The sequence below is a fragment of the Bacillus sp. PS237 genome, from assembly GCF_037963345.1.
Classification (GTDB): Bacteria; Bacillota; Bacilli; order Bacillales; family Bacillaceae; genus Bacillus; species Bacillus subtilis.
Genome location: NZ_CP150156.1, coordinates 308,911 through 329,312 on the forward strand (window position 1 = coordinate 308,911; position 20,402 = coordinate 329,312).

Sequence of the window (20,402 nt, forward strand, 5' to 3'; positions counted from 1 at the left end):
TGCACACTATTTCTTTGTGAGAAAGGAAGATTAACATGAATCTCGTCTCATTGAAAGATATCGTTTTCGGCTATTCCCATACGCCTGTTTTAGATAAAGTATCACTTGATATTGAAAGCGGTGAGTTCGTCGGCATCACTGGACCAAACGGCGCCTCTAAATCGACGCTCATAAAGGTAATGCTCGGCATGCTGAAACCGTGGGAAGGCACAGTGACGATCAGTAAAAGGAATACAGAAGGGAAACGCCTGACCATAGGGTACGTCCCGCAGCAAATTTCTTCATTTAATGCCGGATTTCCGAGCACGGTGCTGGAGCTTGTTCAGTCAGGCCGCTATACAAAAGGGAAATGGTTTAAACGTTTAAATGAAGAAGATCATCTTGAAGTAGAAAAAGCATTGAAAATGGTGGAAATGTGGGACCTCCGCCATCGTAAAATCGGTGATTTATCAGGCGGACAGAAACAGAAAATCTGTATCGCCAGAATGCTCGCCAGCAACCCGGATCTGCTGATGCTGGACGAACCGACGACAGCTGTTGATTACGACAGCAGAAAAGGATTTTACGAATTTATGCATCATCTCGTGAAAAATCACAACCGCACAGTTGTGATGGTTACTCACGAACAAAACGAAGTACAGCAATTTTTAGATAAAGTGATTCGATTAGAGAGAGGAGAAAAAGGCGGATGGAAATGTTTGACTTGGAATTCATGCGACGAGCTTTTCTAGCAGGCGGCATGATCGCCGTCATGGCTCCGATACTAGGAGTGTATCTCGTTCTCAGAAGACAGGCCTTAATGGCTGACACACTTTCACATATCTCATTGTCAGGTGTTGCCATCGGCTTTTTTCTCAGCACCAATATAACCGCAGCAAGCATAGTCGTCGTGACCATCGGCGCGATCGGAATTGAATACATGCGGCGGGCGTATCGGACTTATTCAGAAGTGTCCATTGCCATCTTAATGGCAGCTGGTTTGTCCTTCGCGATGTTTTTAATCAGCCTTTCCAAAGGCACAGCCAATATGAGCATCGATCAATACCTATTTGGATCGCTTGTGACAGTAAACCAGCAGCAGGTCTATATTATCAGTATTATCACACTGCTGATCCTGCTTTATTTTATTGTACTGAGAAGGCCGCTCTACCTGCTGACGTTTGATGAAGCTACAGCCAAAACATCGGGAATCAATACAAACGTTCTCTCGTTGTCATTCAGTATTGTCACAGGCCTTGCGATTTCAGTCATTATTCCGATCATCGGGGTCCTTCTTGTATCGGCCCTGCTCGTATTGCCGGCAGCCTTCGCCATCAGAATTGCAAAAGGCTTTAACATGGTTTTCATTACAGCCATACTCATTTCATTATTCAGCGTATTTACGGGACTGACATCATCCTATCAGCTCGGGACGCCGCCAGGTCCGTCTATTACCCTGCTATTGATCGTTTTGCTATTAATCGGATTTGCAGTTCAGGGAGTTTGGACGTTTATCAAAAAAGAAGCTCAGCGCAAAAAAAGAAGCCGATAACATGAAAAGCAGTTTTCCCTAGGGAAAACTGCTTTTTTTATAGAAACAATTCGGCAAGGCGCTCATAAGATTCTTTTTTCGCCTCAAAATCAAACACATTGCACAGAACCATGATTTCATTTGTTTCGTAGCAGCCTGTGAGGTCTAACAGCTGTTGTTTGACAGTGGTGGGAGAACCGATCACCATCCGCTTTCTGTTTTCTTCTATGAGTTTTTTATCGGACGCTGTATAGGGATGAGCTTTCGCTTCCTCGATGCTTGGCACGCGGCTGTCCAAGCCTTTTCCGACGCGAAGAAGCCACAGATCCTGGCTTAATGCGAGTTCTTCTGCCTCTTCATCTGTTTTTGCGCAAATGACAAAAATCGTAAACAGTGCGGATGGATTCGAAAAATGGGCTGAGGGCCGAAAGCTTTCCCGGTAGATGCGGAATGCATTTTCTCCTCGCTCGGGATTAATGAAATGCCCAAATACATATCCAATCCCCTGGTGCGCCGCGCGTCTTGCGCTGTTTTCACCAAGACCGAGCACCCATAGCTCGGGTGCCGTACCAATAAGGGGCGCCGCTTTGATTCCGGCATACGGATGGTCGGGAGGAAGGGAATCTGTTAGAAAATAAGAGACATCCTGCAGCTGTCTGTTAAATTCGGTTAAGCTTTTTTTCACCCCGTCCGTTAATGCAAGTCTGGTTTTTGTCGTGCCGCCGGGGGAGCGACCGACGCCGAGGTCAATCCGGTTTGGATACAGGGCCTCAAGCTGGCGAAAGGTTTCAGCCACTTTAAATGGGCTGTATTGGGGCAGAAGCACGCCGCCTGATCCGACACGAATGGTGTTTGTCTGTGCTGCGATGCGGGCGATCATGATTTCAGGCGCTGTGCTTGCCAGTCCTTTCGTGCTGTGATGCTCGGCAAACCAATAACGCTTATAGCCCCACTGTTCGCTTAATTGGGCAAGCTCAACCGAATGCTGGAGAGTTGTCACAGGGCTTTCTCCTTTAGAAACAGGTGCCTGATCAAGTATGCTTAAATGAATCAAAAGGCCGCTTCCTTTCTGTCTGTTTTTAGATGGTGACACCAGAATAGGCAAAATGACTTGCCCGCGTCAAATGGTTTGTTTAAGAAGCGCACTTTATAGCATTTGCAAATCATATATCAAATATGGAAGTTTTTTTTCGAGGTTTTTCGTCAATTATTCTTAACTTTTACGAAACTTTGATATAATAACAAACGTATATATTAGTAATTTACGGCTTATTTTCCTTGTGAGCGTAAAAATAAATGTGACTATCTTCACATTTTGATGAGTAGGAGTGAATCGTGTGGCAATTTCTTTAGAAAAAGGTCAACGAATTGATTTAACAAAAGGAAAAGCCGGTCTGTCAAAATTGATGGTCGGTCTCGGCTGGGACCCAGTGTCCTCAGGCGGAGGATTCTTCAGCAAACTGCTTGGCGGAGGCGGTCCGAATATCGACTGTGACGCTTCAGTGCTGATGCTGGAAAACGGAAAATTCACCGATAAGAAAAACCTGATTTATTTCGGCAACCTGAAAAGCCGCTGCGGCGGTGTACAGCATACAGGCGACAACCTGACGGGTGACGGTGCGGGCGATGACGAGCAAATTATGATAGATTTAGATAAAGTGCCTGGAAACATCGATAAGCTTGTATTTGTAGTGAACATTTACGATTGTGTCAGAAGAAAACAAGATTTCGGCATGATTCAAAATGCGTTTATCCGCGTAGTTGATCAATCTAATCACGAGGAAATGCTCAAGTACAATTTGAGAGACAATTACGCCGGCAGAACAAGCCTGATTACAGCAGAAATCTACCGCAGCGGCAGTGAGTGGAAGTTTGCGGCGGTCGGTGAAGGCACAAACGATACGAGATTAGAAGATATTATCAGTCGATACGTATAAAAGAAAAGGAGTGGATGAAACATGACAATTTCATTGGCAAAAGGACAAAAAGTAGATTTAACAAAAACAAATCCGGGTCTTTCAAAGGTTGTTGTCGGTTTAGGCTGGGATACGAACAAGTATGACGGCGGGCACGACTTTGATCTTGACTCAAGTGTGTTTCTGTTAGACGCCGCGGGCAAATGCGCGTCACCAAACGACTTTATTTTCTACAACCAGCTTGAAGGCGGCAACGGTTCAGTCGTTCATTCAGGCGACAACCTGACTGGTGCTGGCGAAGGCGACGATGAGAATGTAAAAGTAAATCTCAGCGCTGTACCGGCAAACATTGATAAAATCTCATTTGTTATTACCATTCACGATGCAGAAGCGCGCAGCCAAAACTTTGGACAAGTATCAAACGCGTTTGTCCGCATCGTAAATGAAGAAACAAATGAAGAGCTCATCCGTTACGATCTTGCAGAAGATTTCTCTATTGAAACGGCAATCATTGCAGGGGAGCTTTACAGACATAACGGCGAGTGGAAATTCTCAGCAATCGGCTCAGGCTACCAAGGCGGCCTTGCCCGCATTGCAACAGACTACGGTTTGCAAGTCGGTTAAGACAAATACGAAGAGCAGAAAGGAGAGAGGCAGTATGGCCATTCAATTATCAAAAGGACAGCGCATTGATTTAACAAAAACAAATCCGGGACTGACTAAAGCGGTGATCGGCTTAGGCTGGGATACAAACAAGTACTCCGGCGGACACGATTTTGACCTGGATGCTTCGGCCTTTTTAGTTGATGCGCATGATAACTGCGTAAATGATCTCGATTTCGTCTTCTATAATAACCTTGAACATCCGAGCGGCGGTGTCATCCATACGGGTGACAACCGCACGGGTGAGGGCGACGGAGATGATGAGCAGATTATCGTTGATTTCTCAAAAATCCCTGCTCACATTGAGAAAATCGGCATCACAGTGACCATTCACGACGCTGAAGCACGCAGCCAAAACTTTGGACAAGTTTCCAATGCATTTGTCCGCGTTGTGGATGAAGAAACGCAGAATGAGCTTCTTCGCTTCGATTTGGGAGAAGACTTCTCCATTGAAACAGCTGTTGTCGTTTGTGAGCTTTACAGACACGGCGGCGAGTGGAAATTCAATGCAATCGGCAGCGGATTTTCCGGCGGGCTGGCTGCATTGTGCCGGAATTACGGTTTGCAAGTGTAAGCGAGTGACAAATAGAGAAGTCACCGTTTCAAATTATAGGAGGAAAAAACTTGGACTTTTTACATCATATTTTGTCTACGTATGCTTCATTTTTCGATTGGAAAATGTGGGGGGAAGTTCTGACTGATCCTGTTTCCTGGGGTTTGATCGGTTCCCTTGTTGTTCTGGAAGGCCTTTTATCGGCCGATAACGCGCTTGTTCTTGCGGTCATGGTTAAACACCTGCCGGAAAAACAGCGGAAAAAAGCGTTAACGTATGGTTTGTTTGGAGCTTATATTTTCAGGTTTATTTTCATCGGGCTCGGTATGCTTCTCATTAAATTCTGGTGGATCAAGGTGCTTGGCGCGCTTTACCTGGCTTGGCTCGTCATTAAGCACTTCTGGATAGGCGAAAAAGAAGAGGAAGCGGACGGCATGAAGAAAAACTCTTGGATGGTCCGCACGTTCGGGATCTTCTGGGCGACTGTCATTTCAGTAGAATTAATGGATCTTGCCTTCTCTGTGGACAGCATCCTGGCCGCGTTTGCAGTATCTGAAAAAGTATGGGTGCTTCTGATTGGCGGTATGCTTGGTATTTTAATGATGCGTACAGTGGCAAAAGTGTTCCTTGTGCTGATTGATAAAATTCCTGAGCTGGAAAACACAGCATTCGTCTTAATCGGCATTATCGCGCTGAAAATGGCGGGGAGCGCTTTCCATTACGAAATGCCGCACTCTGTATTCTTCATTATCATTATCGCTGCATTTGCGGTAACATTGATCATTCACTACATCAATAAACAAAAGCAGGTGCGCGAACAAACAGCCGCTTCAAAAGAAGAATAAAACAAAACAAGGAGGGAGGTTCAATGTCCTTCCTTTTTTGTTACCGAAATATCGTTTCAATGACAAACCGGAAAGGAGGATATGATGAGACAAGAAGAACTAACCATTCATAAAGCACTTCCGGCTGATGGCGATTGGAAAAGCCTGCTGTTTCAGCCATTGCCGGAGCGGGATCACTATGAAACTGCACAAGGCCTTTCTTTTTCTCGTCTTGCCGGTCAGATATTGGGCACGCCTATTGATGAGACGGACTACTATAACGAGCTGTATGAGCTGTCTGTAAACGACCGCATAACGATTTTGAGTGAAACGCTTGATAAAACAATCGAACCGGAAACATTTCAAAAGCTTCAGCATATTCATTCCATCAATCAGAAAGAAAAAGGGCTGTCAGTCAGCCGCTTTGTTGCCTTTCTGGACGGGGAAAAGCTGATTGCGAAGCACTCAAATCCCTTGATGCACCGCCATTTAAGAAAAGCGTTGATGACGCTTTTACATACCTTTGCGGACAGTCATGAAAAGGGGCTGAATCATCCTGATTTTCGCAGAGTGCTGCTTGATGTCTCGAAGTTTTCCTTAAACCATCTGAACCCTTGGCTGGAAAAAACCGATATAGAGCGGGAGATGCCGAAGGTTGTTTGGTATGGAGATGCGACGAAAAGCCAGCTCTATTTCTTATATTATCTGATGCTGGTCGGCTGTGATGTACTGCTGTTCCATCCGGCGGGAACGGATCAGCTGGCGCTTGTCGACCCGAAGCAGGAGCTCGGTTTTACGGAAAAGCTCCCGGATGTTTCGGAGCTTCAGCCGTTTCCGAAAGAAAAACCAGACCGGAAATCAACAGTGGCTTACCGCTCAACAAAGGAAATTGAACATGTGCTGAATCACGAGGAATCCATGCTATATAAGCCGTGGCAGTTCAGAGATCACACACCGGTGTCCGTTACGCTGAAAACGACCTATGATGAATTGTTTTTAATCACGAAAGAACGCGCCTTTATTCGGCCGAATTTCAAAGCTGATAAACATTCCATTGAGATTCCGAATGTATTCGCCAAAATTATGGGCGTGTCGAAAGACAATAAGGAATATTGGAACAGGCTTCATACTCTAGCGGATTATCAGGAAACAGAAATGGTCAGAAGCTTTCCATTTACAGAAGAAATAAAGTCGAACTATCAATTTCACTACAGCCACGCACTTGATCAAGAAGGGAACATTGATCCGGACAAGCTGATGGCAAGCAATGTGTGGCAGTACAAACAGCTGCCGGCGGGCGTTCAGACTGCCATTGCCAAAACGATTTCGAGAATGTGCAGGTACCCGCGGCTTAAAGCCTTGCATCAGGAACAAGTCAAGGATGTTCAAATCTATTTGTTTAAACAAACAACAAACCTGCCTGCTAATCTGCTGAAATTGATTCAAATGTTCGACTATGCGCAAACCGTTCCGAAACTCGTTTTATATCATACGGAAATGAGCGGCGGACTCACGCGTTCGGATGCTGCCGCCCTGCTGTTCCTGAATGAAATCGGAATCGATATCATCATTTATAATCCGCCCGGACACCAAGATATTGAGCAGTTTATTGAAGAGGATCAGTATGATATCCACTGGCTGGATGACATGGTGTTTCAGCAGGACTACAAAGAGCCTTCGCTTGTGAAAAGGCTCTTCAGAACCATTACCCAAAAATAAGGAGAGAAGAAAAGCATGACAACAGAAAATCAAAATCCGCTTGTTCTCGATAAAAATGAAGAGATTTCCCAGCAAAAAGCTGACGATATCCGTCTTCAGCTCCGTCAGGAACCAGAAGTGAAGCGGCTTGCTCAACAAATTGACGTCAAAAACCAAATGGAGCTGCTTGAGTACGGCAAGGAGCCGGCCGTTGAAATATCCAAGTTCTCTGACCGCATCTTGGGGATGATGAAAACAACAAGCGTGACAGACTCCGGCACAATGCTGACTCAGCTTGGGAAAATCATGGACCGCTTCGACAAAAATGATTTTGATGAGCCAAAGGGATTAATGGCGAAAATTTTCAAACGCGGCGGCAGCATGATTGAAAAAATCTTTAAAAAGTATCAGACGCTTGGCGGAGAGATTGAAAAAATCCACGTTGAGATTTCAAAATACAAAGATGAGATGACGAAGACGAACTACACGCTCGATGAAATGTATGAAAACAATATCAAATACTATATGGAGCTTGAAAAATACGTCGTTGCCGGGCAGATGAAACTGGAAGAGATGCAGTCGATCCTTCCTTCATATGAGGAAAAAGCGGCAAGCGGGAACCAGCTGGCGCAAATGCAGCTCGATACGTTGCGCAACGGCATTCAGGCGCTTGAGGAACGGGTGTATGATCTTGACATGGCACGGATGGTGGCGCTTCAAACCGCACCTCAAATCCGTCTCCTGCAGCGAGGAAATGCAAAGCTGATCGGGAAAATCAACTCCGCGTTTATCATTACCATTCCGATTTTCAAAAACGGCATTATTCAGGCTGTTACGGTAAAGCGGCAAAAGCTTGTGGCTGATTCCATGAGCGAGCTTGACCGCCGGACAAACGAGATGCTGAAACGAAATGCTGAAAACATCTCGAGCCAAAGTGTTGAAATTGCGAGAATGGCCGGCAGACCGAGCATAGATATTGAAACGATTGAATCGTCTTGGAACACGATTGTCAGCGGCATGCAGGAAACAAAACAAATCGAAGAAGAAAACAAGCGCCTCCGCGAAGACGGCGCGAGACGAATTGCCCAGCTTCAGGATAATATTAAAAAAGCAGCATTGCAGCAATAATAAAAACCCCGCTTGTGGAACATAAGCGGGGTATTTCAATTACATCATTTAGTTAATGACAATGTGTAAAGACAGGTGTAAACTTAAACGGTAATCATTTTGCATATCAGAGGTGTTGGCAATGGGAAAACAACAGCCTATATCCCAGCGTAAACTGCTGGGCGTCGCCGGTTTGGGGTGGCTGTTTGATGCAATGGATGTCGGAATATTATCGTTTATTATCGCCGCGCTCCATGTAGAGTGGAATCTGTCGCCCGAAGAAATGAAATGGATCGGAAGCGTCAATTCCATCGGCATGGCTGCGGGTGCGTTTTTGTTTGGTTTGCTTGCTGATCGAATCGGCCGCAAAAAAGTGTTCATCATCACCCTTTTATGCTTTTCCATCGGAAGCGGCATTTCCGCTTTTGTGACGAGCTTATCGGCATTTCTAATCCTTCGTTTCGTGATTGGTATGGGACTTGGCGGCGAGCTTCCAGTCGCTTCAACACTCGTTTCGGAAGCGGTTGTGCCTGAAAAGCGGGGCAGAGTGATTGTGCTTTTGGAAAGCTTTTGGGCCGTGGGCTGGCTCGCAGCGGCCTTGATTTCTTACTTTGTGATACCAAGCTTCGGCTGGCAGGCTGCCCTTCTGTTAACTGCGCTGACTGCTTTTTATGCGCTGTACCTGCGGACGAGTCTACCTGATTCGCCGAAATATGAATCGCTTTCTGCCAAAAAGAGGTCGATGTGGGAGAATGTAAAAAGCGTCTGGGCAAGACAGTATATACGGCCGACGGTGATGCTGTCGATCGTTTGGTTCTGTGTGGTGTTTTCTTATTACGGCATGTTCCTATGGCTCCCGAGTGTCATGCTGCTGAAAGGCTTCAGCATGATTCAAAGCTTTGAATATGTCCTGCTGATGACGCTTGCTCAGCTACCTGGCTATTTCTCTGCCGCATGGCTGATTGAAAAAGCGGGCCGGAAGTGGATACTCGTCGTTTACTTGATTGGCACAGCAGGAAGCGCCTATTTCTTCGGAACGGCGGATTCCTTAAGTCTTCTGCTTACGGCTGGAGTGCTGTTATCGTTTTTCAATCTCGGTGCGTGGGGCGTGCTGTATGCTTATACCCCGGAGCAATACCCGACTGCGATTCGAGCAACAGGTTCAGGAACGACAGCAGCGTTTGGAAGAATCGGCGGCATCTTCGGGCCTTTGCTCGTCGGAACCCTGGCAGCCCGTCATATTTCGTTTTCGGTCATCTTTTCAATCTTTTGCATTGCAATCTTACTTGCGGTTGCTTGTATTTTGATTATGGGGAAAGAAACGAAACAAACTGAGCTAGAATAGGAAAAGCACCTCTTAAAAGAGGTGCTTTCAGCGTGTCGACAAACCCTCGCATTCGTTGTCAGGACTGCGCTTCGGTGCTCAATGCGAAGTGGATCAACGGCTAAATTCTCAGGCGTCCTGCCTAAACGCCGTCGTCATCACATCCTGTGAATGTCCGCTCCTATGCTCGTCCTTCCTAGACTTCAAGGGTTTTCAATCACGCTGAAAAGATTTTGTCAACAATCTGAGGCACCTCTTGAATGAGGTGCTTTTTTACAATTGCGCCCGGGCTGTGGATTGGCGTTTCCCGGTTTTACTGATTGTCTGGTAGAGCGTCATAGAAAGTATGAACAGAATGGCAGTAAATCCTGTGACAGCTCCGAAATGCTGTGTGCTTTGATATAAAAAACCTGCAATACTTGTACCGACAGTGGTTCCGGCATACATAGCGGCATTGGAAAGGGAAGCGATGGTTCCTCGCGCATTTGGTGCAATGGATTGAAAGACACCCATCATTAACGGAAAGATGATGCCAGCTGTAAAGAACGTGAGAAAAAAGCCGGCTTCTACTAAAAACAAGTTTGGAAAGAACGGAAGAGCGAAATAGAGAGCGCCCATTAGCAGCATCCCGCTGATCAGTGTTTTAAACATGCCCAGCTTTTCTGAAACCCGGCTGCCGATAAGGCTCCCGAGCATATTTCCCAGTCCGAGTACAAGCATAGCTGCGCCAATTTGTGACACGGTTAAATGATAATCCGCGGAAAGCCAAGTACCCAGAAAGCTGAACGATGCGAAGTTTCCGGTTTGAAACAGAAAATAGGCAAGCAGAATGACCGATGTTTTCGGCAATGAAAAAAGCTCCCGATAGGGGTTGACAATTGATGGGCGCGCCAATGGTTCAGAAGGCCGGATGCCAGGCATGACCGCCGCCAGGATCAATAGAAGAATAAGCGAGCACGCTGACAAAACGAAAAATGGCGTATGCCATGTAAAGGAAGCGAGAAACCCTCCAATAGGAAGTCCGAGCATTTGTGAAGCGGCCAAACCTGCTGTCGCAATCCCCATGCCTTTTATGATCTGAGAAGGCTGGACAATGACTGGGATGGACGCCCAAATTTGAGGCGTCACAAACGCAGCGCTAACGCCTGCGGCAAAACGGAACAGGCACATGGCGGCAAAAGAGGGAGCGATGCCGCATAAAAATGTGGATACGATAAAGCCTGCAAGTCCCCACAGCATGACTGTTTTCCTGTTCAGCCGGTCTGAGATTGGGCCTGCAATGAAAGCGAAGAGTGCATAACCGAGTGCATAAGCACTGACCATCCAGCCTGACAAATCAGTAGAGACATGAAACTGATCCTGTAAAAGGGGGAGAAGCGGCGAAAGCAAAAAGGTATCCGTGCCAATGACAAACATGACACTGAAGAAAAGCCAAATGCGATTCAAATTTTATCACTCCTATTGTTTTATAACTTTAAAACTATGAAACAGATATGTATAGAGAAAACCCTTTGTTAGAGGGTTTCCAAAAAGCCAGGCAGGTATGTTTGAAATGTGTCTTCACGCAGACTGACGTATTTTGTCCGCGAATCTTTCCGGGTTGCCGTCAATCCCGCTTCACGCAGCGTTTTAAAATGATAAGATGCCGTGGTTTTGACAATATTGCACTTTTCACCTACTTCACCGCAGCTGAGTTCTTTTCCGCTGACATAAAGCGTACGAATAATGGCAAGCCTTGATTCATCAGACAGTGCTTTAAAAATTTGCGCTCTGATTTGATCATCTGATTGTTTCATAGTCATGAAACTATAATACATAATGGGTGTTGAAAAAGCAACTTATTTTTCCAGTAAAGGAGCAGGAAGTCATAAGAGGAAGGAGGAATTCAATTCCAATAAAAGCGTTTTCAACTAAAGGTAGGAGAAAAATCACCCGTAAAATACAATCATATAGGAGGATTACAGAGCATTTAGAAGCATAAATAAGATCATGTGGTCACATGGATGTTTATAAAGAAATGGTACAGAATAAAAGAGAATATGCTGTTTGTGTGGGAAGTTACATAAATGTTACGGTAATAAAGATTGCTTAATATGGAGGGAAAATATGAGTGTAGATGAGAAACCAATTAAGATAAAAGTCGAGAAAGTCTCTAAGATTTTTGGGAAACAAACAAAGAAGGCAGTTCAAATGCTTGCCAACGGAAAGACAAAAAAAGAGATCCTGAAAGCAACCGGATCAACCGTTGGGGTTAATCAGGCAGATTTTGAAGTATATGATGGTGAGATATTTGTCATCATGGGTCTATCAGGGAGCGGTAAATCAACTTTAGTACGGATGTTAAACCGGCTTATTGAACCGACTGCCGGAAATATTTACATTGATGGTGACATGATAACAAATATGTCAAAAGACCAGCTCCGGGAAGTCCGCCGGAAAAAAATCAGCATGGTCTTCCAAAAGTTCGCTCTGTTTCCGCACAGAACGATACTTGAAAACACAGAATACGGACTGGAGCTTCAAGGTGTAGACAAACAAGAGCGGCAGCAAAAAGCGCTTGAGTCTCTTAAGCTCGTTGGACTGGAAGGATTTGAACACCAATATCCCGACCAGCTTTCCGGCGGGATGCAGCAGCGTGTCGGCCTTGCCCGCGCGTTGACGAATGACCCGGACATCCTTCTGATGGACGAAGCGTTCAGTGCGCTCGATCCACTGATTCGTAAAGATATGCAGGATGAGCTTCTTGATCTTCACGATAATGTCGGAAAAACAATTATCTTTATTACGCATGACTTGGACGAAGCGTTGCGGATCGGCGACAGAATTGTCCTAATGAAGGACGGCAACATCGTTCAAATCGGCACGCCTGAAGAAATCCTGATGAATCCATCTAACGAATATGTTGAGAAATTCGTCGAAGATGTTGATTTGTCTAAAGTCCTCACAGCAGGCCACATTATGAAACGCGCTGAAACAGTGCGGATTGATAAAGGGCCTCGCGTAGCATTGACACTGATGAAAAACCTTGGAATTTCTTCAATTTATGCAGTGGATAAACAAAAGAAATTATTAGGTGTTATCTATGCGTCTGATGCGAAAAAAGCGGCTGAGTCTGATTTGTCACTTCAAGACATCTTGAATACAGAATTTACGACTGTACCAGAGAATACGTATCTGACTGAGATTTTTGACGTTGTGTCCGATGCGAATATTCCAATTGCGGTTGTGGATGAGAAGCAAAGAATGAAAGGAATTGTCGTAAGAGGCGCGCTGATTGGCGCACTTGCCGGCAATAACGAGTATATCAATGCTGAAGGCACTAACGAACAAACACAAGATCCTTCTGCACAGGAGGTGAAATAAGATGGATAGACTGCCTAGAATACCTTTAGCAGATATTATTGACCGTTTTGTTGACTGGATTACGATGACGTTTGGCGGATTCTTCGACGGAATCGCTAACGGATTGGCCGCTTTTGTAAATGGAATTGTCACCGGTCTTGGATTTATTCCATCTATTTTGTTAACGATTATTTTCGCCGCACTTGCGTGGTGGATCAGTACAAGGGGAATTGCGTTATTTACGTTGATTGGATTCCTCCTGATCGATTATTTAGGATATTGGGACCCAATGCTGCAAACATTGGCGCTTGTTTTGACATCTGTGATTATTTCGATTGTGGTCGGGGTTCCGATCGGAATTTGGGCGTCTCAGAAAGAAACGGTTCGCCGTATTGTAACGCCAATTCTTGATTTAATGCAGACAATGCCTGCTTTCGTATATCTATTGCCGGCGATTTTCTTCTTTAACATCGGTGTTGTGCCGGGTGTTGTTGCATCTGTTATCTTCGCGATGCCGCCGACAATCCGCATGACTGTTCTCGGTATTAAACAAGTGCCGGCGGATTTGATTGAAGCGACTGAGGCATTCGGTTCTACAACAGCTCAGCGTTTGTTTAAAGTTCAGCTCCCGCTTGCGACAAAAACGATTTTGGCCGGGATCAACCAGAGCATCATGCTTGCGTTATCAATGGTTGTTATCGCCGCAATGGTCGGTGCACCGGGACTTGGTTCTGAAGTATACAGTGCCGTTACACAGCTGAAAACCGGGGTCGGAGTAGAGGCCGGTATCGCCATCGTTATCGTTGCCATTACCCTGGACCGTATTACTCAAAATATTAAAGTGAAGAAGAAAAGCAGGGGGAATGCCTGATGCTTAAAAAAATCATAGGCATCGGCGTTTCCGCCATGCTGGCGCTCTCACTTGCGGCTTGCGGTTCAGAAAACGATGAAAATGCATCCGCAGCAGAACAAGTGAATAAGACCATCATCGGGATTGACCCCGGTTCAGGGATTATGTCCCTGACTGACAAAGCGATGAAGGATTATGACCTGAATGACTGGACATTGATTTCAGCGTCAAGTGCTGCGATGACCGCTACGCTTAAAAAGTCATACGACCGTAAGAAACCGATTATCATTACAGGATGGACACCGCACTGGATGTTCTCCAGATATAAGCTGAAATATCTCGATGATCCGAAACAATCTTATGGCAGCGCAGAGGAAATCCATACGATCACACGCAAAGGCTTCAGCAAAGAGCAGCCGAATGCCGCAAAGCTTCTGAGCCAGTTTAAATGGACGCAGGACGAAATGGGCGAAATCATGATCAAGGTGGAAGAAGGCGAGAAACCTGCCAAAGTTGCTGCTGAGTACGTCAATAAACACAAGGATCAGATTGCCGAATGGACAAAAGGCGTTCAAAAGGTGAAGGGAGACAAAATCAACCTTGCCTATGTGGCGTGGGACAGTGAGATTGCAAGTACAAACGTCATAGGCAAAGTCTTAGAAGACTTGGGCTATGAGGTAACACTTACTCAGGTAGAGGCTGGGCCGATGTGGACTGCAATTGCGACGGGAAGTGCGGATGCATCCCTTTCCGCATGGCTGCCGAATACCCATAAAGCATACGCCGCTAAATATAAAGGCAAATATGATGATATTGGCACCAGTATGACTGGTGTGAAGATGGGGCTTGTTGTTCCTCAATATATGAAAAATGTCAACTCAATTGAAGATTTGAAGAAGTAATCAAAAAAGCAGCCTGTGTCAGGCTGCTTTTTTTGCGTTAAGAAGCGTTAGCGGCAGCAAGTGATTCCGCCTTCTGAAATGTTTTGAGCACGGCGTTCGCCAAAATATGAATGCCGGTAAACATCGCATTTCTGTCAAAGGTCATGTGCGGATGATGGAGCCCCGGCTGGAGCCCGCAGCCTAGTCCGAGCATCGTTGTTTTCAGATTCGGCACCTTCACGGCGTAAAAATGGAAATCCTCGCCGCCGGTGGTGACAAGCGGGTCATCAAGCCGCTCAGCCCCGATGATTTCCGTAATGGCTTCTGCCATGATCGCTTCAGCTTCTTTATTTTGTGTTGCCGCAGGAAGGCTGTGTTCTTTGTGCAGCTCGATCTTTGCGCCAAATGCAGCGGCGGCCGCTTCACAGGCTCTTTCTGTTTCGGCGATTAATGCCTCCATGGCTTCATTGGTCTGTGCGCGCAAATCAAGGCTGAACGATGCTTTTCCTGGAATGATGTTAGAGCTTTCACCGCCGGCTTGCAGTTTTGTCATTTTGACGGTATGCGGGATTTGCGGGTCAATATGAATGAGTCCGAGCTTGTGTACAAGAAATGCCGCAATTTCAATGCTGTTTTTCCCGAGGTGCGGACGGGCGCCATGAGCCTCTTCCCCGATGATCGTTCCCTCAATGTGCTGGCTTGATCCGTGCAGAATAGAAGGAGCGCAGCGGCCGTTCTGTGTTTCCTGGATCGGACGGACGTGAACGCCATACAAATAGTCGATATCATCAAGCACGCCTTCTTCTATCATTTTCAAGGCGCCGCCGCCTTTTTCTTCTGCCGGCTGAAAGATAAAACGGATTGTGCCCTTCGGAAGCTCAGGTTGTTTTTTTAGCAGCATTAACGTGCCCAATGCCATTGTCATATGTGAATCGTGTCCGCAGGAATGGTTGGCGCGAAATGTGCCGTTAACCTCCTGCCACAGCGCGTCAATATCAGCGCGTACCGCTACAACAGGTGAGCCTGAGCCGATTTCGCCGACAACCCCGGTGCAGTCTGAAAACGTGCGCGTCCGGCACCCTAAATCCTCAAGCTTTTGTTTCAAAAATGAAGTTGTCTCATATTCCTTCCAGCTGACTTCAGGGTTCGCGTGCAGATGCTCGAAGATGTCCATAATGGTTTGTTTCATTTCTTCTGAAAGCTTTTGCATGGTAAGAAATACCTCCTTCTATCAGAATGAATTTTTACCTTCTTTACTTTATTTATATTGAAACAGGAAGATAGGCTGTATATAATATAGCACATATTGCTACTATTCAGAATAATTAATATTTTCAAACAGAGGGGATGGATCGAAATATGAGTATGCCAGCAGCCGAAACACAGCCTAAGAAAAAACGTATGACATTTAAAATGCCTGACGCCTATGTCCTCTTATTTATGATTGCTTTCATTTGCGCAATCGCTTCATATATTGTGCCGGCAGGTGAATTTGACCGCGTGACAAAGGGGGATGTCACGACCGCTGTTCCGGGAAGCTATCATTCAATTGAACAGTCTCCGGTCAGCTTGATCAGCTTTTTTACTTCTCTACAGGATGGAATGGTTGGATCAGCACCCATCATCTTTCTGATTTTATTCACAGGCGGCACCATTGCTATTCTAGAAAAAACGGGTGCCATCAATGGCCTGATTTACAATGTCATCAGCAAATTCCGCACAAAGCAATTATTATTTATTTGTATTGTCGGCGCATTGTTCTCCATTCTCGGAACAACCGGGATTGTCGTGAATTCAGTTATCGGTTTTATCCCCATCGGCCTCATTGTGGCACGATCCTTAAAATGGGACGCAGTCGCGGGAGCCGCTGTTATATACATCGGCTGCTACGCTGGATTTAACTCCACCATATTATCACCGTCACCGCTCGGTTTATCACAATCAATCGCGGAGCTCCCTCTTTTCTCAGGAATCGGCCTGCGAGTTGTGATATACATATGCTTTTTGCTGTCTTCTATTATTTATATCTATTTGTATACGAGAAAATTAAAAAAATCAAAAGATGCCAGTGTGTTAGGAACAGATTGGTTCCCTGCGGCAGGAATGGGCGAAGCCGGTAAAGAAGAAGATCAGTCAGTGCCGTTTACCGTTCGCCATAAGCTGATTTTGGCTGTGGCGGGACTCTCACTTGTCGGATTTTTATACGGCGCTTTGAAGCTTGGCTGGTCAGATTCCCAAATGGCTGCGACATTTATTTTTATTTCTGTCCTTGCCGGTTTAATAGGCGGGCTTGCGGCGAACGATATTGCCAAAACCTTCATTACGGGCTGCCAAAGTCTTGTATACGGGGCGCTGATTGTCGGGATGGCACGAAGCATTTCCGTTATCCTTGAAAATGGAAAGCTTCTCGATACTGTCGTCAATGCTTTGGCTTCACTTTTGGATGGATTCAGCCCGATTGCTGGGGCAATCGGCATGTATATCGCCAGTGCGCTGCTTCATTTTCTCATCTCTTCAGGTTCTGGCGAAGCCGTTGTATTTATTCCAATCCTGGCGCCGCTCGCTGATTTGATGGGAATCACGAGACAGGTTGCGGTTGAAGCGGTTATGCTTGGAGAAGGGGTCGTCAACTGTGTGAACCCGACATCCGGCGTTCTCATGGCGGTGCTTGCCGCCAGCGGTATTCCGTATGTCAAGTGGCTGCGGTTTATGGTGCCGCTTGCTCTGATTTGGTTCTTGATCGGGCTTGTCTTTATCGTGATCGGAGTCATGATCAATTGGGGGCCGTTTTAACGATTGCTGCCCGCCGGCTTGTACGGCGGGCTTTTGAGTTATTCATTGCAGAAGCGCAGGCTGTTATTGTAACATGTAAGCCATAAGCCATTCGTAAAAGTGCGGGAGGAAGGTCATGAATAATCTGCGTAATAGACTTTCAGGCGTGAATGGGAAAAATAAGAGAGTAAAAGAAAAAGAACAAAAAATCTGGTCGGAGATTGGGATGATAGCGGGAGCATTTGCGCTGCTTGATGTGATCATCCGCGGCATTATGTTTGAATTTCCGTTTAAAGAATGGGCTGCAAGCCTTGTGTTTTTGTTCATCATTATCTTATATTACTGCATCAGGGCTGCGGCATCCGGAATGCTCATGCCGAGAATAGACACCAAAGAAGAACTGCAAAAACGGGTGAAGCAGCAGCGAATAGAATCAATTGCGGTCGCCTTTGCGGTAGTGGTGCTTACGATGTACGACAGGGGGATTCCCCATACATTCTTCGCTTGGCTGAAAATGATTCTTCTTTTTATCGTCTGCGGCGGCGTTCTGTTTCTGCTTCGGTATGTGATTGTGAAGCTGGCTTACAGAAGAGCGGTAAAAGAAGAAATAAAAAAGAAATCATCTTTTTTGTTTGGAAAGCGAGGGAAGCGTTCACAGTTTCGGGCAGCTTTTTTTATAGGAACATTGATTTGTATTCACTCTGCCAAGTTGTTTTGATAGAGTGATTGTGATAATTTTAAATGTAAGCGTTAACAAAATTCTCCAGTCTTCACATCGGTTTGAAAGGAGGAAGCGGAAGAATGAAGTAAGAGGGATTTTTGACTCCGAAGTAAGTCTTCAAAAAATCAAATAAGGAGTGTCAAGAATGTTTGCAAAACGATTCAAAACCTCTTTACTGCCGTTATTCGCTGGATTTTTATTGCTGTTTCATTTGGTTCTGGCAGGACCGGCGGCTGCGAGTGCTGAAACGGCGAACAAATCGAATGAGCTTACAGCACCGTCGATCAAAAGCGGAACCATTCTTCATGCATGGAATTGGTCGTTCAATACGTTAAAACACAATATGAAGGATATTCATGATGCAGGATATACAGCCATTCAGACATCTCCGATTAACCAAGTAAAGGAAGGGAATCAAGGAGATAAAAGCATGTCGAACTGGTACTGGCTGTATCAGCCGACATCGTATCAAATTGGCAACCGTTACTTAGGTACTGAACAAGAATTTAAAGAAATGTGTGCAGCCGCTGAAGAATATGGCATAAAGGTCATTGTTGACGCGGTCATCAATCATACCACCAGTGATTATGCCGCGATTTCCAATGAGGTTAAGAGTATTCCAAACTGGACACATGGAAACACACAAATTAAAAACTGGTCTGATCGATGGGATGTCACGCAGAATTCATTGCTCGGGCTGTATGACTGGAATACACAAAATACACAAGTACAGTCCTATCTGAAACGGTTCTTAGACAGGGCATTGAATGACGGGGCAGACGGTTTTCGATTTGATGCCGCCAAACATATAGAGCTTCCAGATGATGGCAGTTACGGCAGTCAATTTTGGCCGAATATCACAAATACATCTGCAGAGTTCCAATACGGAGAAATCCTGCAGGATAGTGCCTCCAGAGATGCTGCATATGCGAATTATATGGATGTGACAGCGTCTAACTATGGGCATTCCATAAGGTCCGCTTTAAAGAATCGTAATCTGGGCGTGTCGAATATCTCCCACTATGCATCTGATGTGTCTGCGGACAAGCTAGTGACATGGGTAGAGTCGCATGATACGTATGCCAATGATGATGAAGAGTCGACATGGATGAGCGATGATGATATCCGTTTAGGCTGGGCGGTGATAGCTTCTCGTTCAGGCAGTACGCCTCTTTTCTTTTCCAGACCTGAGGGAGGCGGAAATGGTGTGAGGTTCCCGGGGAAAAGCCAAATAGGCGATCGCGGGAGTGCTTTATTTGAAGATCAGGCTATCACTGCGGTCAATAGATTTCACAATGTGATGGCTGGACAGCCTGAGGAACTCTCGAACCCGAATGGAAACAACCAGATATTTATGAATCAGCGCGGCTCACATGGCGTTGTGCTGGCAAATGCAGGTTCATCCTCTGTCTCTATCAATACGGCAACAAAATTGCCTGATGGCAGGTATGACAATAAAGCTGGAGCGGGTTCATTTCAAGTGAACGATGGTAAACTGACAGGCACGATCAATGCCAGGTCTGTAGCTGTGCTTTATCCTGATGATATTGCAAAAGCGCCTCATGTTTTCCTTGAGAATTACAAAACAGGTGTAACACATTCTTTCAATGATCAACTGACGATTACCTTGCGTGCAGATGCGAATACAACAAAAGCCGTTTATCAAATCAATAATGGACCAGAGACGGCGTTTAAGGATGGAGATCAATTCACAATCGGAAAAGGAGATCCATTTGGCAAAACATACACCATCATGTTAAAAGGAACGAACAGTGATGGTGTAACGAGGACCGAGAAATACAGTTTTGTTAAAAGAGATCCAGCGTCGGCCAAAACCATCGGCTATCAAAATCCGAATCATTGGAGCCAGGTAAATGCTTATATCTATAAACATGATGGGAGCCGAGTAATTGAATTGACCGGATCTTGGCCTGGAAAACCAATGACTAAAAATGCAGACGGAATTTACACGCTGACGCTGCCTGCGGACACGGATACAACCAACGCAAAAGTGATTTTTAATAATGGCAGCGCCCAAGTGCCCGGTCAGAATCAGCCTGGCTTTGATTACGTGCTAAATGGTTTATATAATGACTCGGGCTTAAGCGGTTCTCTTCCCCATTGAGGGCAAGGCTAGACGGGACTTACCGAAAGAAACCATCAATGATGGTTTCTTTTTTGTTCATAAATCAGACAAAACTTTTCTCTTGCAAAAGTTTGTGAAGTGTTGCACAATATAAA

Annotated in this window: 19 protein-coding genes; 15 read left to right on the forward strand and 4 right to left on the reverse strand. The window is 45.6% G+C overall.

All coding sequences use genetic code 11. The annotated features are described in order from the left end of the window. Nucleotides 1-35: 35 nt before the first annotated feature. Together znuC and znuB are read left to right on the forward strand one after the other, a co-directional pair. On the forward strand, nucleotides 36-731 hold the full coding sequence (gene znuC, locus NST22_RS01685) for a zinc ABC transporter ATP-binding protein ZnuC (RefSeq protein WP_003234730.1): 696 nt from the start codon (nucleotides 36-38) through the stop codon (nucleotides 729-731). Next, nucleotides 689-1,531, forward strand: a complete 843-nt coding sequence (gene znuB / locus NST22_RS01690) for a zinc ABC transporter permease ZnuB (protein WP_003246340.1) — start codon at nucleotides 689-691, stop codon at nucleotides 1,529-1,531. Before znuC ends, znuB begins: the two co-directional genes overlap by 43 nt. A 37-nt stretch (nucleotides 1,532-1,568) precedes the next feature. On the opposite strand, the gene NST22_RS01695 is transcribed toward znuB, so the two are convergent. Continuing rightward, entirely contained in the window at nucleotides 1,569-2,564 is a 996-nt protein-coding gene (locus tag NST22_RS01695; RefSeq protein WP_003246351.1) for an LLM class flavin-dependent oxidoreductase, read from the reverse strand. Nucleotides 2,565-2,847: 283 nt separating this feature from the next. On the opposite strand from NST22_RS01695, the gene NST22_RS01700 reads away from it, so the two are divergent. From NST22_RS01700 to niaP, 7 genes are all read left to right on the forward strand, one after another. Next, nucleotides 2,848-3,447 (forward strand): TerD family protein, encoded by a 600-nt coding sequence (locus NST22_RS01700; RefSeq protein WP_003246350.1) that lies wholly within the window; start codon nucleotides 2,848-2,850, stop codon nucleotides 3,445-3,447. Nucleotides 3,448-3,468: 21 nt separating this feature from the next. Then, the gene (locus NST22_RS01705) at nucleotides 3,469-4,050 is read left to right on the forward strand and encodes a TerD family protein (RefSeq protein WP_003234723.1); all 582 of its coding nucleotides are present in this window, start codon (nucleotides 3,469-3,471) and stop codon (nucleotides 4,048-4,050) included. Nucleotides 4,051-4,084: 34 nt separating this feature from the next. Next, on the forward strand, nucleotides 4,085-4,663 hold the full coding sequence (locus NST22_RS01710) for a TerD family protein (protein ID WP_003241242.1): 579 nt from the start codon (nucleotides 4,085-4,087) through the stop codon (nucleotides 4,661-4,663). Between the two features lie 50 nt (nucleotides 4,664-4,713). After that, nucleotides 4,714-5,487 carry a TerC family protein gene (locus NST22_RS01715; RefSeq protein WP_003246458.1) on the forward strand — a complete coding sequence of 258 codons (774 nt, stop codon included), beginning with the start codon at nucleotides 4,714-4,716 and terminating at the stop codon, nucleotides 5,485-5,487. A gap of 84 nt (nucleotides 5,488-5,571) precedes the next feature. Further along, complete coding sequence (locus tag NST22_RS01720) at nucleotides 5,572-7,185, forward strand: YceG family protein (protein WP_003246317.1); 1,614 nt, start codon at nucleotides 5,572-5,574, stop codon at nucleotides 7,183-7,185. Between the two features lie 15 nt (nucleotides 7,186-7,200). Continuing rightward, nucleotides 7,201-8,292, forward strand: a complete 1,092-nt coding sequence (locus tag NST22_RS01725; RefSeq protein ID WP_003234715.1) for a toxic anion resistance protein — start codon at nucleotides 7,201-7,203, stop codon at nucleotides 8,290-8,292. 121 nt (nucleotides 8,293-8,413) lie between these two features. Then, complete coding sequence (niaP, locus tag NST22_RS01730) at nucleotides 8,414-9,616, forward strand: niacin permease NiaP (protein ID WP_003246397.1); 1,203 nt, start codon at nucleotides 8,414-8,416, stop codon at nucleotides 9,614-9,616. 252 nt (nucleotides 9,617-9,868) lie between these two features. Here the strand turns inward: niaP and NST22_RS01735 are convergent, their stop codons facing one another. Beyond that, nucleotides 9,869-11,041: an MFS transporter gene (locus tag NST22_RS01735; RefSeq protein ID WP_003246304.1), complete on the reverse strand. Its 1,173-nt coding sequence runs from the start codon at nucleotides 11,039-11,041 to the stop codon at nucleotides 9,869-9,871. A 68-nt stretch (nucleotides 11,042-11,109) separates the two neighbouring features. Continuing rightward, entirely contained in the window at nucleotides 11,110-11,412 is a 303-nt protein-coding gene (locus NST22_RS01740) for a metalloregulator ArsR/SmtB family transcription factor (RefSeq protein WP_010886398.1), read from the reverse strand. A gap of 289 nt (nucleotides 11,413-11,701) precedes the next feature. Here NST22_RS01740 and opuAA point away from each other — a divergent pair, with 289 nt between their 5' ends. The 3 genes from opuAA to opuAC are packed head-to-tail and all read left to right on the forward strand — an operon-like array spanning nucleotide 11,702 to nucleotide 14,689. After that, nucleotides 11,702-12,958 carry a glycine/proline betaine ABC transporter ATP-binding protein OpuAA gene (gene opuAA / locus NST22_RS01745; RefSeq protein WP_003246301.1) on the forward strand — a complete coding sequence of 419 codons (1,257 nt, stop codon included), beginning with the start codon at nucleotides 11,702-11,704 and terminating at the stop codon, nucleotides 12,956-12,958. A gap of 1 nt (nucleotide 12,959) precedes the next feature. Continuing rightward, entirely contained in the window at nucleotides 12,960-13,808 is an 849-nt protein-coding gene (gene opuAB / locus NST22_RS01750; RefSeq protein WP_003234703.1) for a glycine/proline betaine ABC transporter permease subunit OpuAB, read from the forward strand. Further along, a complete protein-coding gene (gene opuAC, locus NST22_RS01755) occupies nucleotides 13,808-14,689 on the forward strand; it encodes a glycine/proline betaine ABC transporter substrate-binding protein OpuAC (protein ID WP_003246462.1) in 882 nt (293 codons plus the stop codon). Before opuAB ends, opuAC begins: the two co-directional genes overlap by 1 nt. 37 nt (nucleotides 14,690-14,726) lie before the next feature. Here opuAC and NST22_RS01760 read toward each other — a convergent pair whose 3' ends face one another. Next, the gene (locus NST22_RS01760; protein WP_003246319.1) at nucleotides 14,727-15,878 is read right to left on the reverse strand and encodes a M20 peptidase aminoacylase family protein; all 1,152 of its coding nucleotides are present in this window, start codon (nucleotides 15,876-15,878) and stop codon (nucleotides 14,727-14,729) included. A 149-nt stretch (nucleotides 15,879-16,027) separates the two neighbouring features. Here NST22_RS01760 and NST22_RS01765 point away from each other — a divergent pair, with 149 nt between their 5' ends. The 3 genes from NST22_RS01765 (at nucleotide 16,028) to amyE (ending at nucleotide 20,286) form a co-directional block, all read left to right on the forward strand. Beyond that, a complete protein-coding gene (locus tag NST22_RS01765) occupies nucleotides 16,028-17,461 on the forward strand; it encodes a YfcC family protein (protein ID WP_003246402.1) in 1,434 nt (477 codons plus the stop codon). Between the two features lie 115 nt (nucleotides 17,462-17,576). Further along, on the forward strand, nucleotides 17,577-18,158 hold the full coding sequence (locus tag NST22_RS01770; protein WP_003246445.1) for a DUF6773 family protein: 582 nt from the start codon (nucleotides 17,577-17,579) through the stop codon (nucleotides 18,156-18,158). 148 nt (nucleotides 18,159-18,306) lie between these two features. Next, complete coding sequence (gene amyE, locus NST22_RS01775) at nucleotides 18,307-20,286, forward strand: alpha-amylase (RefSeq protein ID WP_003234692.1); 1,980 nt, start codon at nucleotides 18,307-18,309, stop codon at nucleotides 20,284-20,286. Nucleotides 20,287-20,402: the final 116 nt, after the last annotated feature.